Below are 17,270 nucleotides of genomic sequence, written 5' to 3' on the forward strand. Positions count from 1 at the left end.
GATTCATCCGACCCGCCCTGCCGCCGGCAGGGACGGATCTTTGTCCTGTTGTCCCGGTCCTGCCGAAACGGAGCCCATGGCGCTCGACGACGACATCGCCTTGTTGGCCCGGGTTCCCTTGTTCGCCAGCCTTGGCGATGAGCCCGTCCGCCTGCTCGCCTTCTCGGCGGAGACGCGCTTCCTGCGCGCTGGCGACGCGCTGTTCAAGGAAGGTCAGGCCGCTGATAGCGGCTATGTCATCGCCGCGGGGCGGGTGGGGCTGGAGAGCGAGGGAGATATCGGCGAGTTCATCGCCGGTCCCGGCAGCCTCATCGGCGAGATCGCGCTCATCATCGAAACCCTGCGGCCGGCGACAGCCACCGCCCGCGACCCGGCGACGGTGCTGCGCATCCCGCGATCGCTGTTCCGGCGTGTCCTGACCGAGTTCCCCGACGCCGCCCAGCGCATCCACCAGGATTTCCGCGACAAGATGCGGGCAACGACCGCGGACCTGCAGCGGGTCGGACGGCTCTTCGAGCGCGGTTGAGGCCGCGGCGCATGCCTGCTTGACGCGCCGGCAGGTCGGCACCACTCTGCCGCCTCGCAGCGTCCCTGACGCCTGATCCGCAGCGGAGACGGCATGTCCCAGTCCGCCCAGCCCGCGACGCGCCCCGACAATGGCGGTCAGGACCTCTCCCGGCGCTTCGCCGGCCTGCTGGTGCTGTGCGGGTTGCCGCTCCTTCTCCTTGTCGCCGGAGTCGCCTGGTCGACCTATGGCCGGGCCGAGCTCACCGCCCAAGCACGCGAACATGTGGTCGAGCATCTCCTGCTGTTCGTCGGGGTGGTGACGACCTTCGTCATCCTCGCCCTGCTGGTCTGGCGACAATTCGTCGAGCCGGCGGTGACGCTCGCCCGTGCGGTCGCCGAGGCGGGGCAGGGAGGCGCTGTCGTTCTGCCCGAGGTGCCCGCCCCCTGGCTCGGCCTGAGGCGGCAGCTCGAACTGTCCATTGCCGAGCAGCAGGCGAAGATCCATCAGCTGCGCGCCATGATCGACGGCATCCCGCTCAGAACCGTCTATGTCGATCCGGACCTGATCTACCGCGACGCCAACCGGGAATTCCTCGAATTCGTCGGCAAGCCGCGGGAGGGGGTGGTGGGCCACAGCGTCGCCGAGATCCTCGGCTCCAAGGTGGTCGAGCAGTACCAGATCCTCGGTGAGCGCGTCCGGCGCGGCGAGACCATGCGCTGGGAAGGCTGGATCCCCTTCGTCACCCGCGGCCAGCGCTACCTGCAGGTCTCGCTCATGCCCTATGCGGCGGTGGGCGACACCCGCATCGGCTATCTCACCTTCACCCGCGACCTCACCGAGCTGAAGCTCGGCGAGCAGGAGTTGGCGCGGAACATGGAGGCGCTTGCCCGCAGCGAATCCATGAACAAGGCGGTGGTCATTTCCGCGCTCGACGCCATCATCGTGGCCGACGAGAACTGGCAGGTGGTCGAGTTCAACCCGGCTGCCGAGGCGCTGTTCGGCTATTCCCGCGATGAGGCGCTCGGCTCCTATTCCTTTGACCTCGTCGTGCCCGACACCCTGCGGTCGGTGCATATCGAGACAATGGAGCGCTACAAGGCGAAGAGCGACGCGGGGAGCCTTGCCCGCCGCTTCGAGACCGTGTCCAAGCGCCGCGACGGCAGCACCTTCCCGGTCGAATATTCCGTCAACACGGTCAGGACGGGTGCCCACCGCCTGTTCATGGCCCATGTGCGCGACCTTACCGAGGCCAAGCGGATGGAGGCCGAGGCGCAGGCGAGCCGCGAGCGCCTCCATCAGGTCGAGAAACTCTCGGCCATGGGATCGCTGCTCGCCGGAGTCGCCCACGAGCTCAACAATCCGCTCGCCATCGTCATCGCCCAGTCCTCGCTGCTGGTGGAGAAGGCGACCGCCGATGACGTGAAGCGCCGCGGCGAGCGCATCCATGCCGCGGCCGAGCGCTGCGGCCGCATCGTCAAGAGCTTCCTGGCCATGGCACGGCAGAAGCCGCCGCAGCGTGAGCCGGTCGCCATCAGCGAGGTGGTGACGGCAGCGCTGGAGATGGTGAGCTACGGGGTCCGCAGCTCGGGAATCGAGGTCGAGACCACGCTGGAGCCGGACCTTCCCGTGATCACCGGTGACCGCGATCTGCTCACGCAGGTCATCGCCAACCTGCTCATCAACGCCCAGCAGGCGCTGATGGACCGCCCCTCTCCGCGGCGGGTGGCCATTGGCGCGCGGCGGGACGGTGAGGCCATCGCCATCCGCGTGACGGATAATGGCCCGGGCATCCCCGAGGAGATCATGCGGCGGGTCTTCGAGCCCTATTTTACCACCAAGCCGGCGGGTGTCGGCACGGGCATCGGCCTGTCCATCTGCCGCAATGTGGTGGAGGCCCATGGCGGCAGCGTCAGCCTGTCGAACCGGCCGGAGGGCGGTGCGCAATTCGATATCCGCCTGCCGGTTGCGACCAGCGAGGCGCAGGCGGTTACGCCACGGACCCCGGCGGGAACCGCCGGCGGCCTTGCGGTGCTCATCGTCGATGACGAGGCGGATGTGGCGCGCTCGCTTGCCGAGATCGTCGAGGGGCTTGGCCACCATGCGACGACCATGGAGCGCCCCGCCGATGCCCTCGAGAGCATCGGTCGGGACCGAATCGACATCGTCTTCGCTGACCTGAGGATGCCCGGGCTCGACGGCGTCGATTTCCGCGACCGCATCCACCTGCGGGATCCCGAGCTGGCGCGCCGCACGATCATCGTGACGGGCGACACGGTGGCGGGGCCCGACCGTCTGGCACGGGCGGAGGGCGCGGAGGTCGTGGTGCTGGAGAAGCCCTTCACTTTCGACGACGTCCGCACCGTGCTCGCCCAGGTGATGGCGAGCGCCGTGCCGACCCGTCACTGACCTCAGCCGACGGTCACGGCCTTGCGGCTTGCCGCCTCGATCATCGCATCGGCGAGGATTCCATAGGCGAGGGCCCAGGCGGCCTGTGCGGAGTCGTCGAAGGCCGGGCCGAGCGTGTCGGCGAGGGTGGTAAGCAAGGCGAGGCCGACCGTGTCGTAATGGGCGGCGGTGGCGCCGTAGTCGCCATGGCGTTCGCCGAGGGCGCGCACATCGCCGATGACAGCCTCGAGGTCGTGGAGCGACAGCACGACGTGGCTGAGGGCCTGGACCAGCTTGCCGCGCTGGGCGGCAAGATCAGCGGGGAAGAGCGGCCGGAGCGCCGGATCGAGATCGAAAAGCTTGCTGTAGAACCGCGCCGCGAAGGCATCGGCCTGGCGGCCGACCTGGCCGAACTGGGAGCGGATGAGGGTAATCTGGGCGGGCGTCATGGCGGGACTCTCAGGTTGTTCGAGGCCTCACCCTGGCCCACGTCCCCTTCGCCCCGATGTCGCGTTGCAGCATGGCCGTTTCGCAGGTTTCAGGCGTCTGGCGGAAAGCGTTGAAACATCAGGTCATGCGCGGCGACATCGGCCTGTGTCGCGACGAGGCGAGGGTCAGGTTCAACACCGCTCCGCTCGCATCCCGGTTCCGATGACCCGCCCGCCTCTCACGATCGCCACCAGACTGTCGCCCGGCTCAGCTTGCGGCCTCGTCCCCGGCCGCCGCCTCTGTGGTGTGGCTCGGCATGTCGAAGACGTAGCCATGGCCGCGCACCGTGCGGATCGCCTCGGTGTCGAGCTTGCGCCTGAGGCGCGCGATGCGCGAATCGACGGCGCGGTCGAAGGCCTCCTCGTCCTCCGCCGGGGCCTGTTCCATGATCTCTTCGCGGGTCAGCACCTTGCCCGGATTGTCGGCGAAGATGCGGATCAGCGCGACCTCGCCGGCCGAGAGCCGGTCGGTGGAGCCGTCCACCTTGAGGATGCGCGCGGCGACGAGATCGACCGAAGCCTTCTCGAAGACCACGAGATTGCGCCGCCGGCCAAGGCGGCGCTGCAGGATGTTGGCGACGCGGGCGGCGAGCTCACGCAGCTCCACCGGCTTCTGCACGTAGTCGTCGGCGCCGAGTTCGAGGCCGAGCACGCGATCGACCGGGTCCGGATTGCCGGTCAGGACCAGCACGGCGACGTCGCTGGCAAGGTCGGTGCGGATGAGGATGTCGATGCCGTTCTCGCCGGGCAGGCCGATGTCGAGAATGATGAGATCGGGCTTGGTGCGGGTGAGATGGGGCTCCAGCTCCCAGGCCGCGCCGAGGCAATCGACATCATAGCCGAGATCGGTCAGGTATTCCTGCACCGCTTCTGCCCAGTCGGGCTCGTCGTCGAGGACCGCGATCCGGCCGCGCCGCGCCATGGCTTCACCTTCCACACCAACCTGCCGCGGGAGCTTCCCTGTCGGCAAGTTCATTCTAGAATGCGGCAAGACACGCTGTCACGCTTGCCCGGAATCGGGGGATATTCCGCATGAAAGCCACGGTGGCCATCGTCGACGACGAGGAGCACCTGCGGGAGGCCGTGGGTGAATATCTGGAGCTTCAGGGCTTCGAGGTGTTCACCTACCGCAACGCGCAGGCCTTCCGGGAAGAGAGCGTCGGCAAGGTGATCGACGTTGCCATTCTCGATGTCGCCATGCCCGGCGAGGACGGCCTGTCGCTCGCCCGCTTCATCCGCAAGACCGGCGGGACGGGCATCATCATGGCCACCGCCGCCGGCCGGCCGATCGACCGGATCGTCGGGCTGGAGATCGGCGCCGACGATTATCTGGTGAAGCCCTACGAGCTGCGCGAGCTACTCGCCCGCATCAAGAGCGTGTTGCGGCGGGTGAAGGCAGCACCAGCCACCGCCGCGACCCCCGCGCCGGCTGCCCCGGAGGGGCGCAGCCTGCGGTTCGGGGCGCTGACCCTCGACCTCGACGCGCGCCGGTTGACCGATGCCGGCCGCGGCCCGATCGAACTGACGGCCATGGAATTCGACCTTCTCCAGGCCCTGGCGACGCGGCCGAACCGCGTGCTCTCCCGCGGCCAGCTGCAGGAATTCGCCCATGGCCGCACGGTCGATGAGAGCGACCGCTCCATCGACATCCGCGTGACCCGCCTGCGCAAGAAGATCGAGCCTGATCCGGAGCACCCGCGCTTCATCAAGACCGTGCGGGGCGAAGGCTATGTCTTCGTGCCCAGCGGGGCCTGAGGGCATGGCCGAACCGCCCAGCCATTCTTCCCCATCCGGTTTCCCCGGCATGGCGGCGCTCCTCACGGACGCCGCCGTCGCACATGATGGGCGACTCGACGGATCCATCCTCGGTCGGCTTTTTGACGCCATGCCGATCCGCGTCACCGCCGCCGATGCGGAGGGCCGGTTCGTCTATGCGAACCGCGTGGCGCTCGACATGTTCGGTCTCCGGCTCGAGGATATTGTCGGCCGGACGGTCCGCGACATCCTCGGTGAGGAGATGCATCGCCGGACGGCGCCGCTCCTGCCCGAACTCGGCAAGGGCTCGCCGATCCAATGGACGGATTGGGTGACCTACGGCACTGGCGCGCGCCGCTATGTCGAGCAGCTCTACTCACCCTGTTTCGGTGCCGACGGCGTCCTTCTCGGTTTCATCGCCTTCATCCGCGACCTCACCGACCTGCGCGAGCGCGAGGAGGCGCTGGAGGCCCGGCTCGCAGCGCTGAACGTCGCCGAGACCATCAACACCGCCATCATCAAGACCTCCATCGACCCGATCATGGTGGTGGACGAGGCCGGCATGCTGGTGGATCTCAACCCCGCGGCCATGGCGACGTTCGGCTATTCGCGGGCGCAGGCCGTGGGCAAGCCCATCGGCGAACTCATCGTCCCGCCGGCGCTCAGGGCCGCCCATGCCAGCGGCATGGCGCGCTATACGGCGACCGGCATCAGTCGCGTCCTCGATCGTCGCCTCACCATGGAGGCGCAGCGCGCGGACGGCTCGCTCATCCCGATCGAGTTGACCATTTCCGAGATCAAGCTGCCGGAGCGGCGTGTTTTCACCGCCCATCTGCGCGACCTCACCGAGGCGCGCGAGGCGGAGCGGCAGCTCGAACGCCAGCGCGAGCGCCTGCACCAGGCGGAGAAGCTCTCCGCCATGGGTTCGCTCCTCGCCGGCGTCGCCCATGAGCTGAACAACCCGCTCGCCATCCTCGTCGCCCAGTCGACCCTGCTGATGGAGACGGCGAACGATCCCGGCCAGAAACGCCGCGCGGAACGCATTCACGCCGCCGCCGACCGGGCGGGCCGAATCGTCAAGAGCTTCCTCGCCATGGCGCGGCAGCGTCCAGAGACGCGCGAGCGGGCGCAGATCAACGACCTTGTGCGCTCCACCGGTGAAATGCTCGCCTATGGCCTGCGCAGTCATGACGTGACGCTGGAGCTCGACCTCGACCCCGACCTGCCGGATATCACCGCCGACCGCGACTTCATCGGCCAGGTCATCGCCAATCTCATCGTCAACGCCCAGCACGCGCTGATCGACCTCGACCCGCCGCGCCGTGTCTCGATCCTCACCCGCCGCAAGAACGGCCATGTGCGTCTGGTGGTCAGCGATAACGGCCCTGGCGTGCCCGATGCGATCGCGGGGCGCATCTTCGAGCCCTATTTCACCACCAAGCCGGCCGGTGTCGGCACCGGGATCGGCCTGTCCATCTGCAAGTCCATCGTCGAATCGCATGGCGGCATGATCACGCTCGGCCGCAGCGAGGCGGGCGGCGCCGCCTTCACGGTGCTGCTGCCGATCTCGGAGGGCGCCGCGACCACGGCCGAGGAGGCAGCGCCGGAAGAGGCGACCGGGCTCGCCGTCCTCGTGGTCGACGACGAGGCTGATGTCCGCGCTGGCCTCGCCGAGATGCTGGAGCTGTTCGGCCATCGCGTGCTGCCGGCCCAGACCGCGCGCGAGGCGCTGGAGGAGGGCGCGGTCATGGAGGCCGACCTGGTCTTCGTCGATCTGCGGATGCCGGGCATCGACGGACTTCGCTTCCGCGACCGGGCCATCGCCCTCAATCCGCGGCTCGCCGACCGCATCGTCATCATGACCGGTGACGCGGTGGAGGGGCCCGGCGCCATCCAGCGTCACGCGGGCGAGGCAGTGGTGACCATGGAGAAGCCGTTCACGCTCGCCGACGTGCGGCGAATCCTCGCCGCCTTCGCCTAGAGTCCTGCCGCACCGCCTGCGAATCCCGGCCCGGGGCTTTCGAGTCTTGATGTCTGCCGTGGGGCAAGAAGAGCCGCTCTCCCGAGTCGTCGTTAAGACATCGTCAACCATGATGACTCGCGGCGCGATGAAAAAGACTCACGGCCCCGCCCGATCGACTCGCCTTGTGCCTGGAATGACTCTGGCACACCACATGTCGTCGTGAACGAATCGGGATTCGACGCGAGTCAGCGATTCGGACCCGATTCGTTCCAGACTCGTTCCCGATGTGAACGAGGCCGTCCGGGTCCATCGAAATGTCACGCCTTTCGCGTGCCGGCATGATACAGACGGCCCTGAATGACCCTGTCGCTTCCGCCTTTGCCCCCCGCCCACCGAGGGCGTGGGGTCACCGCAGTCCTCGGCCCGACCAATACGGGCAAGACGACGCTCGCCATCGAACGGATGCTGGCCCATCCCTCGGGCCTGATCGGTTTGCCGCTGCGACTGCTGGCGCGGGAGGTCTATGCCAAGCTCGTGGCGCGGGCCGGCGCTGGCGCGGTCGCCCTCGTGACCGGCGAGGAGAAGATCAAGCCGCCGGGCGCGCGCTACTGGGTGGCGACCGTCGAGGCCATGCCGCTCGACATCGATGTGTCCTTCCTCGCCATCGACGAGATCCAGATCGCCGGGGACCTCGAGCGCGGCCATGTCTTCACCGACCGCATCCTCAATCGCCGCGGCCGCGACGAGACCATGCTGCTGGGCGCCGGCACCATGCGGGGCCTTGTCGAGAAGCTCATCCCCGGCATCAATATCGTCACCCGGCCACGCTTCTCGAACCTCACCTTCGCGGGCGAGAAGAAGATCACCCGCCTGCCGCGGCGCTCGGCCATCGTCGCCTTCTCGGCGGATGAGGTCTATGCGATCGCCGAGCTGATCCGCCGCCAGCGTGGCGGCGCTGCCGTGGTTCTCGGGGCGCTGTCGCCGCGCACGCGCAACGCCCAGGTCGAGCTCTACCAGGCCGGCGATGTCGACTATCTCATTGCGACAGACGCCATCGGCATGGGCCTCAACCTCGATGTCGAGCATGTCGCCTTCGCCTCCGACCGGAAGTTCGACGGCTACCAGTTCCGCCGGCTGAACCCGGTGGAGTTCGCGCAGATTGCCGGCCGCGCCGGGCGTTCCAACCGCGACGGCACCTTCGGCACGACGGGCCGCTGCCCGCCGCTGGAGGATGATCTCGTCCAGGCGCTGGAGAGCCACAGTTTCGAGGGCATCAAGGTCCTTCAGTGGCGCAATGCCCATCTCGACTTCAGCTCCATCGACAGCCTGCGTGACAGCCTCGACGTGGTGCCGGAGGAGCCGGGCCTCACCCGCTCGCCCATCGCCATCGATCAGCGGGTGCTGGAACTCGCCCTGCGCGATCCGGAGGTGAAGGCGCGCGCGGTCGGCCGCGAGGCGGTGTCGCGGCTCTGGGACGCCTGCCTCATGCCGGACTATCGGCGCATCTCGCCGGCCTCGCATGCCGACCTCGTCGTCACCCTCTACGGCTATCTCACCGGCCGCACGGCGCGCATCCCCTCCGACTGGATCGCCTCGCAGGTCGCCTTCGCCGACCGCACCGACGGCGACATCGACACACTCTCGACGCGGATTGCGCATATCCGCACCTGGACCTTCGCGGCGAACCGCCCCGATTGGGTCGACGACCCCGTTCACTGGCAGGCCGAGACCCGCCGTGTGGAAGACAATTTGTCCGATGCCCTCCATGAACGCTTGACGCAGCGCTTCGTGGATCGCAGGACGAGCGTGCTGATGCGGCGCCTAAGGGAAAACACCATGCTCGAGGCCGAGATCACCAAAAGCGGCGACGTCACCGTCGAGGGCCAGCATGTCGGCCGCCTCGAAGGGTTCCGCTTCGCGCCGGATCCGCAGGCGGGCGATGGCGAGGCCGGCAAGGCGTTGCGCGCCGCCGCCTCGAAGGCGCTGGCCGGCGAGATCGACGCCCGCGCCGAGCGGTTGTCGTCCTCAGGCGACGAGGCCTTCATCCTCTCCAGCGACGGCACCATCCGCTGGCACGGCGAGGCGGTGGCCAAGCTCGTCGCCGGTGACAAGGTTCTGGCGCCGCGGGTGCGCATCCTCTCCGACGAGCACCTGACCGGCGGTCCGCGCGACCAGGTCCAGGCGCGCCTCGACCTCTGGGTCCATGCCCATATCGCCAAGCTGCTCGGCCCCGTCCAGGCGCTGGAAGCCTCGCCGGAGCTCACAGGCCTTGCCCGCGGCGTCGCCTTCCAGCTTGCCGAGGCCGTCGGCGTCATCGAGCGGCCGAAGGTCGCCGAGGACGTGAAGCAGCTCGACCAGGAGGCGCGCGCCGTCCTGCGCAAGCTCGGCGTGCGCTTCGGCGCCTATCACATCTACCTGCCGGCGACGCTGAAGCCGGCGCCGCGCGCCCTCGCGCTCCAGCTCTTCATGCTCCGCCACGACATGCTGGAGAAGAAGGGCCTCGCCGAGCTGCCGGCGCTCGCCGCCTCGGGCCGCACCTCCATCGCCATCGATCCGGAGATCGAGAAGGACCTCTATCGACTCGTCGGCTTCCGGGCGCTCGGTGCCCGTGCGGTGCGCGTCGACATCCTCGAGCGCCTTGCCGACATCATCCGCCCGGCGCTGGCCTGGCGGCCGGGCACGCTGACGCCGGAGCCCGCCGGTCATTTCCCCGGCGGCGGCTTCACCGTCACCGTCAGCATGACCTCGCTGGTCGGCTGCTCGGGCGAGGACTTCGCCTCGATCCTCAAGGGCCTCGGCTACCGCATGGAGAAGCGGCCCGCGCCGCCGCCGAAGCCGGCCGAGCCGGCGCCGGTCGTGGCCGAGGCAACGCCTGAGGTTGCCGCCGAGACGCCCGCCGAGGGCGCCGAGGATGGAGCTCTCGCTGTCGAGACGGTCGAGGAGGCCATCGCTGCCGACGCCGTGGTCGAGACCGCGTCCGAGCCGGAACCGGCCGCCGAGGAGCCGGTCGCGGCGCCCGTCGAAGAGGCTTCCGCCGAAGCGGCGCCCGCTGCCGAAGTGCCCGCCGATGACGCCGTCGTCGAGACGGTTCCTGAGGAGGCGTCCGCCGCCGAGACCACCGAAGCCGCCGCCACCGACGCACCGGCCGAGCCCGCTCTCGTCGACGTCTGGCGTCCCGGTGGCCGCATGGATGGCGAGCGCCCGGCGCGCCGCGACTTCCGCCGTGGCGGCGAGCGCGGCGACGGCGAGCAGCGCCAGGGCCGCCCGCGGCACGATCGCGGCCAGCGTGGTGGCCAGCGGAATCAGGGCCCGCGCGAGGGCCAGCCGGCCGAGGCTGGTGCAGAGGGCAATCGCCGCCAGGGTGATCGCCCGCGCGGTGACCGTCCCCAAGGTGACCGTCCCCAAGGCGATCGTGCCCACGGCGAGCGCCCGCAAGGGGAGCGGCCCGGTGGTCGTCCGCCCCGGCGCGACTTCTCCAAGTTCGGCGAAGCCCGCGGCAAGGGTCCGGAGGGCGGCCGCCCGCCGCGTGACGACCGTCGCGACCAGAACCGCGGCCCGGCCAGTTTCCAGGATCGCGCGCCCCGCAAGGAGAAGGAGCCCGACCCGCTTTCGCCCTTCGCCAAGCTGGCGGCGCTCAAGGACGCGATGACGAAGAAGCCGTGACGGCAAGAACGGGGCGCGATTGAGCGAGACGGACCGGCTGAGGATCGACAAGTGGCTGTGGTTCGCCCGGGTCGTGAAGACCCGCAGCGCCGCGGCCGCCTTGTGCGAGGACGGCTCGGTGAGGCTCAACGGCGCGCGCGTCGACCAGGCGCACAAGCCGGTGAGGGTCGGCGATGTGCTCACCGTTGCCCTGCACGGCCGGGTCAAGGTGCTGAAGGTGCTCGACCTCGCCGAGCGCCGCGGGCCCTATAGCGAGGCCCAGCACATCTACGAGGACCTCTCGCCCGAGCCGCCGCGCTTCGATCCGCCCTCGCCGGTCGCCGGGCGCGAGCCGGGCAGCGGCCGCCCGACCAAGGCGGAGCGGCGCGACCTCGATCGCCTGCGCTGGGGCGACGAGGACTGATGCGTCGGTGATTCCGCTTGCCAGACCGCGGCGTTCGGAATAACGAACAAAGCGATTGTCCTGCGAAACGCCTTCCTCCGGACCGTTCTCTTCCATGGCCCGCGCCCGCCGCATCCCTGACGATCTTGCCCGCCAGCAGGCCGACCAGCCGGCCGGAGACGTCGCGCATTTCGGCACCGACGAACCGCTGGTGCTGGATGCCGGCATCAGTCTCGCGCCGTTCCAGATCGCCTATCGCACCTACGGCACCCTCAATGCCGAGCGCTCCAACGCCATCCTGGTCTGCCATGCCCTGACGGGCGACCAGCATGTGGCGAGCGAGAACCCGGTCACCGGCAAGCCCGGCTGGTGGGACATCATGATCGGTCCGGGCAAGCCGATCGACACGGACCGCTATTTCGTCATCTGCACCAATGTGCTCGGCGGCTGCATGGGCACGACCGGGCCCGCCTCGACCGATCCCTCGACCGGCCAGCCCTATGGCCTGTCGCTGCCGCTCATCACCATCCCCGACATGGTGCGGGCCCAGGCCATGCTGGTGAAGCGGCTGGGCATCGACACGCTGTTCAGCGTCGTCGGCGGCTCCATGGGCGGCATGCAGGTGCTGCAATGGGCGGCGCAGTATCGCGATGCCGTGTTTTCGGCCATGCCGATCGCCACCGCCGCGCGTCATTCGGCGCAGAACATCGCCTTCCACGAGGTCGGCCGGCAGGCGATCATGGCCGACCCGGAATGGCGCGGCGGACGCTACCTCGCCGAAGGCACGCGGCCCTCGGCCGGCCTCGCGGTGGCGCGCATGGCCGCCCACATCACCTATCTCTCGGACGCTGCCCTGCATCGCAAGTTCGGCCGCCGCTTCCAGGACCGCGATGCGCCGACCTTCTCCTTCGATGCGGATTTCCAGGTCGAGAGCTATCTGCGCTACCAGGGCGAGGCCTTCGTCGAGCGCTTCGACGCCAATTCCTATCTCTATGTGACGCGCGCGATGGACTATTTCGACATCGCCGCGGACCATGGCGGCTCGCTCGCCCGCGCCTTCGCCGGCACCCGGACGCGCTTCTGCGTCGTCTCCTTCACCTCCGACTGGCTGTTCCCGACCGCGGATTCGCGCCAGGTGGTGCATGCGCTGAATGCGGCAGGCGCCTCGGTTTCCTTCGCCGAGATCACCTCGGACAAGGGCCATGACGCCTTCCTGCTCGACGAGCCGGAACTCTTCGCCATCACCCGCGGCTTCCTCGAATCCGCCGCCCGCGCCAGGGGGATCGCGTGAGCGCCGATCGCACTATGACCGCCGTGCCCGGGCCGATCCGGGCGGATTACCTCGTCGTCTCGCGGCTCATCCAGCCGGGTTCGCGCGTCCTCGACGTCGGTTGTGGCGATGGCGGGCTGCTGAAGCTGCTGCGTGACGAGAAGGGCGTCGACGGCCGCGGCATCGAACTGTCGCGTGAGGGCGTCAACCGCTGCGTCGCCGAGGGTCTCGCCGTCATCCAGGGCGATGCCGACACGGACCTCGCCTTCTATCCGGACAATGCCTTCGACGTGGTGATCCTGTCGCAGACGATCCAGGCGACACGGGCGCCGCGCGTCGTGCTGGAGCACATGCTGCGCATCGGCCGCCAGGCCATCGTTTCCTTCCCGAATTTCGGCCACTGGCGCCTGCGCTACCAGCTCGTGACCCGCGGGCGGATGCCGACGTCCGAGAACCTGCCGTACCACTGGTACGACACGCCCAATATCCATTTCTGCACCATCCGCGATTTCGTCGACCTCGTGCGCGAGATCGATGCGGTGATCGACCATTCCACCGCGCTCGACGCCGCCGGCCGGGAGGTACGCGTGGACGCGCCCTGGTGGTTCTGGAACCTGTTCGGCGAGCAGGCGGTGTTCAAGCTCTCGCGCGCCCGCTGACGGTCGCGGATTTCAGGACGAAAGGACTTTTCATGTCCCTTATTGCCAAACTCCTCGTCGCGCTTGTGGCGGCCATCCACGTCTTCATCCTGGTGGTGGAGATGTTTATGTGGAACACGCCCTTCGGCCATCGCGCCTTCAACCTGACGCCGGACTTCGCGGCGCAGTCGGTGGTGCTGGCGGCCAACCAGGGCCTCTATAACGGCTTCCTTGCCGCCGGCCTGATCTGGAGCCTCATCGCGCCGAAGCACCTCGCCTTCGCGCTCAAGGTGTTCTTCCTCGGCTGCGTGTTCGTCGCCGGGCTCTATGGCGCGGCGACGGCCAAGACCTCGATCCTCTTCATCCAGGCCCTGCCCGCCGCCCTCGCGCTCGGCGCGGTGTTCATCAGCCGCGAGCGCGCCTGATCCGCAGGCTCACTGCGGCTCGATGCGGGCCTCGCGGACGATGCGCTGGTAGCGCTCGCGCTCGGTGCGGGCGAAGGCGGTGAAGACGTCGGGGGCGTTGGGCGCGGCGACGGCGCCGATCTCCTTGAGCTTCGCCACGACGTCAGGCCGCGAGAAGATCTCCCTCACGTCGGCGGCGACCTGATCGACGATCGCCCGCGGAACGCCGGCCGGCGCGAAGAGCCCGTGCCAGGTGCCGATGTCGAAATCCGGGAAGGTCTCGGCAATGGCCGGCACGTCCGGGGCCGTCGGGCTGCGCTCCTTCGAGGTCACCGCGATGGCGCGCACCGTGCCGCCCTGGGACTGCGGCCAGGCGAAGGTGATGTTGTCGAAGGCCAGGTGAATGTGGCCGCCCACCAGCGCATTCATGATCTCGTTGGACGAGCGGAAGGGAATGTGGGTCATCGGCGCGCCGATGAGGTTGGAGATGATCTCGGCGGGGATGTGGTTCGAGGCGCCGATGCCGGAGGAGCCGTAGTTCAGCTTGCCGGGATTGGCCTTGGCATAGGCGACGAACTCCGCGAACGTCCGCGCCGGGATGCTGTTCGACACGACCAGCATGTTCGGCAGGGTGGCGAAGAGGCTGACCGGCTGGAAGTCGCGGTCGGCATCATAGGTCAGCTGCTTGTAGACGTAAGGCGCGATGGCGTGGGTGCTCGCCGTGCCGACGAAGAGCGTATAGCCGTCCTTCGGGGCGCGCGCCGCGGCGCCCGCACCGACCGTGCCGCCGGCGCCCGCACGGTTCTCGACGACAAAGGCGGTCCCGTATTTCTGCTGCATCGCCTGGGTGAAGATGCGGGCGAAGAGGTCGGTCGTGCCGCCGGCCGTGAAAGGCACGATCACCGTCACCTGGCGCTGCGGCCAGGTGGGCGGGGTCTGGGCGGCAGCGGGCGCGAGGCCAAGGGCGATGGCGCCGGCGAGAGCCAGAAGCAGCTTCTTCATGGGTGTCCTCCTGGCATCGTTGAACCCGCGGGAGCGGGCGTGCCTTGGAGGCGAGTTTGGACCGGGGCGAAGCTGCGGGACAACCGCGAATTTGCAGCACCCCCCTGCGCCACCGGAGGGAAGGGCCTCAGGCCGAGACGAGCCTGGGTTTGTGCACGAGGATGCGGCGGATCTCGGAGCGGCAGGAGCCGCAATTGGTGCCGGCGCGGGTGGCCTTGCCCACGGCATCGACATCGCCCGCGCCCGCGGTGATCGCCTCCTTCACCGCATTGAGCCCGATAGAGAAACAAGCGCAGACGGTGGGGCCGGGGTCGGGCAGGCCGTCGGGCGAACGGCCGGCGAGCAGCGCCTTGCGAGTGGTGGCGTCCAGCGTCTCGCGAGCAAAGAGCCCTGCCACCACCGGATAGGCGGCACGGGCACCGGGGCCGAGGAAGCAGACCGCATCCAGCTGGTCGCCGCGGAAGGCGGCGGCGCGGTAGAGGCCGCGGGCGGGATCGCTGACCTCTGTGACGGTGACGCCGTCGCCGGCGAGGCGGCGGATGAAGTCCCGACCGTCGAGTGCGTCAGGTGAGGCGAAGAGCAGGGCCTCGCCGTTTTCGACCGTCACCCGGGTCCACAGGAGGCCGGCATCGGCGGCAGGCCTCGACCGTGCCAGCACGAAGCCTTCGGTCGTGACGGCGACGGATGCCAGCGCCGCCGGTGTCGCCTTCAGCTCTGGCTGTCCCGAGAAGGGGTCGGTCGCGGCCTGGACGAGCGCGCCGACGCGGGCCGCGGCGCTGGTCTCGCCGGTCCAGTGGATCGGCGCGAAGATCTCGCCGCGGCGCTGGCCCGGATCGGTGGCCAGGCGCAGCACCGCCTCGCCATGGGCGGTGGCGATCCGCACCATGGCACCGTCGGCGAGGCCTGTCGCTGCGGCATCCTCCGGGTGGATGGCGAGCGTTGGTTCGGGCGCGTGGCGGCCGAGCGTCTGCGCCTTGCCGGTGCGCGTCATCGTGTGCCACTGGTCGCGGGTGCGGCCGGTGTTGAGAAGGAAGGGACGCTCGGCGTCCGCCGGCTCTGTCAGGGCCGGCGGGGCAACCGCCACCAGCCGCGCGCGGCCGTCCGCCGTGTAGAAGCCGCCGGCGGCGAAGAAGCGCTTCAGGCCGCGGTCGGTATGGTTGCGGACGGGCCACTGGACGGGGGCGAGGTCCTCGTACTGGGCGTCGCTCAGGCAGGCGAGGCCGCCGATGTCGAAGTCGCGGCTGCCGCGGTTCTCGAAGCTCGACAGCGCCGCATGTTCACGGAAGACCGCGGCGACATTCGGCCAGGCGAAGCCTTCGGCGAAACCGAGGCGCTTGGCTACCTCGGCGATGATCCACCAGTCGGGCCTCGCCTCGCCAGGCAGGGGCAGGAAGGGGCGCTGGCGCGAGATGCGGCGCTCGGAATTGGTGACGGTGCCGTCCTTCTCGCCCCAGGCGGCGGCGGGCAGCAGGATATGCGCGCCGGACTGGATCGTGTCGTTGGACAGGACGTTGTCGGAGACCACGAGCAGGTCCAGCCCGCCGAGCGCGGCGCGGACAGCATCGGCGCGCGGCATGGAGGCAGCGGGGTTGGTGCCCATGACCCATAGGGCGCGGATGGCGCCGGCGGCGACCGCGTCGAACATCTGCACCGCCTTCAGCCCCTCGCGCTCGGCCATGCGCGGCGCGCCCCAGAAGCGGCGGACGCGGTCCACCTCGCTCGCGGAGAAGCCCATATGGGCGGCGAGCATGTTGGCGAGGCCGCCGACCTCGCGGCCGCCCATGGCGTTGGGCTGACCGGTCAGCGAGAAGGGGCCCATGCCCTGCCGGCCGATGCGGCCGGTGGCGAGGTGGCAGTTGAGGATGGCCGAGACCTTGTCCGTCCCCTGCGCCGACTGGTTCACGCCCTGGCTGTAGAGCGTCACGGTGCGTGTGGTCTCGGTGAACCAGGCAAAGAAGGTCGCGACATCCTCAAGGCCCAAACCGGTGGCGGCGGCCGTGGCGGCGAGGGACGGGGTGATCTCGCGCGCGCGGGCGAGGGCCTCGTCGAAGCCCGTCGTGTGGGCAGCGAGATAGGCGGTGTCGCAGGCGCCGGCATTCGCAAGATGGACGAGGAGGCCCGCAAACAGGGCGGTGTCGGTCCCCGGCCGGATCTGCAGCATGAGGTCGGCATCGGCTGCGGTGGCAGTGCGGCGGGGATCGATCACGACGATGCGCGCGCCGCGCTCGCGCTGGGCGGCGACCATGCGCTGCCACAGGACCGGGTGGCACCAGGCGGCATTCGATCCGACGAGGATCAGCAGGTCGGCCTCGTCGAGGTCCTCATAGGCCCCCGGTACGGTGTCGGCGCCGAAGGCGCGGCGGTGGCCGGCGACCGAGGAGGCCATGCAGAGCCGTGAATTGGTGTCGACATTGGCCGTGCCGACAAAGCCCTTCATCAGCTTGTTGGCGGCGTAATAATCCTCGGTGAGCAGCTGGCCGGAGAGATAGAAGGCGGTGGCGTCCGGTCCCGCTGTATCGATCGCACGGCGAAAGCCCTCCGCCACGGCGTCGAGGGCGGTTTCCCACGACACGCGCGCGAGGGTGCCGGAGCGCGAGCGCATCATTGGATGGAGTAGGCGGCCTTCGAGCGAGAGCGTCTCCCCCAGGGTCGAGCCCTTGACGCAGAGCTTGCCGCGGTTGGCGGGGTGGGAGGGATCGCCGGCGATGGTCACGCTGCCGTCGGTGCCGGCGCCGGCGATGACGCCGCAGCCGACCCCGCAATAGGGGCAGGTGGTGGCAACCGGCTTCGGCAGGGGCTCGTGGACGGTCAT

Annotated in this window: 13 protein-coding genes; 9 read left to right on the forward strand and 4 right to left on the reverse strand. The window is 69.3% G+C overall.

Annotation, left to right across the window (positions count from 1 at the left end; genetic code table 11):
* Positions 1-76: 76 nt before the first annotated feature.
* Together O9344_RS18295 and O9344_RS18300 are read left to right on the forward strand one after the other, a co-directional pair.
* Complete coding sequence (locus O9344_RS18295; protein ID WP_298480767.1) at positions 77-526, forward strand: cyclic nucleotide-binding domain-containing protein; 450 nt, start codon at positions 77-79, stop codon at positions 524-526.
* A gap of 93 nt (positions 527-619) precedes the next feature.
* Positions 620-2,914 carry a PAS domain S-box protein gene (locus O9344_RS18300; RefSeq protein ID WP_298480769.1) on the forward strand — a complete coding sequence of 765 codons (2,295 nt, stop codon included), beginning with the start codon at positions 620-622 and terminating at the stop codon, positions 2,912-2,914.
* Between the two features lie 2 nt (positions 2,915-2,916).
* Here O9344_RS18300 and O9344_RS18305 read toward each other — a convergent pair whose 3' ends face one another.
* Together O9344_RS18305 and O9344_RS18310 are read right to left on the reverse strand one after the other, a co-directional pair.
* The gene (locus O9344_RS18305) at positions 2,917-3,342 is read right to left on the reverse strand and encodes a globin domain-containing protein (protein ID WP_298480771.1); all 426 of its coding nucleotides are present in this window, start codon (positions 3,340-3,342) and stop codon (positions 2,917-2,919) included.
* 247 nt (positions 3,343-3,589) lie between these two features.
* A complete protein-coding gene (locus tag O9344_RS18310) occupies positions 3,590-4,303 on the reverse strand; it encodes a response regulator transcription factor (RefSeq protein WP_298480773.1) in 714 nt (237 codons plus the stop codon).
* A gap of 110 nt (positions 4,304-4,413) precedes the next feature.
* On the opposite strand from O9344_RS18310, the gene O9344_RS18315 reads away from it, so the two are divergent.
* The 7 genes from O9344_RS18315 to O9344_RS18345 all read left to right on the forward strand — a co-directional run bounded on the left by O9344_RS18315 (position 4,414) and on the right by O9344_RS18345 (position 13,477).
* Positions 4,414-5,136 (forward strand): response regulator transcription factor, encoded by a 723-nt coding sequence (locus O9344_RS18315; protein ID WP_298480775.1) that lies wholly within the window; start codon positions 4,414-4,416, stop codon positions 5,134-5,136.
* A gap of 49 nt (positions 5,137-5,185) precedes the next feature.
* A complete protein-coding gene (locus tag O9344_RS18320; RefSeq protein ID WP_298480777.1) occupies positions 5,186-7,117 on the forward strand; it encodes a PAS domain S-box protein in 1,932 nt (643 codons plus the stop codon).
* A gap of 339 nt (positions 7,118-7,456) precedes the next feature.
* Positions 7,457-10,762 carry a helicase-related protein gene (locus tag O9344_RS18325; RefSeq protein ID WP_298480779.1) on the forward strand — a complete coding sequence of 1,102 codons (3,306 nt, stop codon included), beginning with the start codon at positions 7,457-7,459 and terminating at the stop codon, positions 10,760-10,762.
* Positions 10,763-10,781: 19 nt separating this feature from the next.
* Positions 10,782-11,165 (forward strand): RNA-binding S4 domain-containing protein, encoded by a 384-nt coding sequence (locus O9344_RS18330; RefSeq protein ID WP_298480781.1) that lies wholly within the window; start codon positions 10,782-10,784, stop codon positions 11,163-11,165.
* Positions 11,166-11,259: 94 nt separating this feature from the next.
* Entirely contained in the window at positions 11,260-12,435 is a 1,176-nt protein-coding gene (locus tag O9344_RS18335; RefSeq protein ID WP_298480783.1) for a homoserine O-acetyltransferase, read from the forward strand.
* 14 nt (positions 12,436-12,449) lie between these two features.
* Positions 12,450-13,073: a methionine biosynthesis protein MetW gene (gene metW / locus O9344_RS18340; protein ID WP_298480785.1), complete on the forward strand. Its 624-nt coding sequence runs from the start codon at positions 12,450-12,452 to the stop codon at positions 13,071-13,073.
* Between the two features lie 32 nt (positions 13,074-13,105).
* Complete coding sequence (locus O9344_RS18345; protein ID WP_298480787.1) at positions 13,106-13,477, forward strand: DUF1304 domain-containing protein; 372 nt, start codon at positions 13,106-13,108, stop codon at positions 13,475-13,477.
* Positions 13,478-13,486: 9 nt separating this feature from the next.
* Here the strand turns inward: O9344_RS18345 and O9344_RS18350 are convergent, their stop codons facing one another.
* The gene (locus tag O9344_RS18350) at positions 13,487-14,458 is read right to left on the reverse strand and encodes a tripartite tricarboxylate transporter substrate-binding protein (protein ID WP_298480789.1); all 972 of its coding nucleotides are present in this window, start codon (positions 14,456-14,458) and stop codon (positions 13,487-13,489) included.
* Between the two features lie 127 nt (positions 14,459-14,585).
* A complete protein-coding gene (locus tag O9344_RS18355) occupies positions 14,586-17,270 on the reverse strand; it encodes a nitrate reductase (RefSeq protein WP_298480791.1) in 2,685 nt (894 codons plus the stop codon).

The sequence above is a fragment of the Phreatobacter sp. genome (assembly GCF_027532945.1).
In the GTDB taxonomy this organism is placed as follows: domain Bacteria; phylum Pseudomonadota; class Alphaproteobacteria; order Rhizobiales; family Phreatobacteraceae; genus Phreatobacter.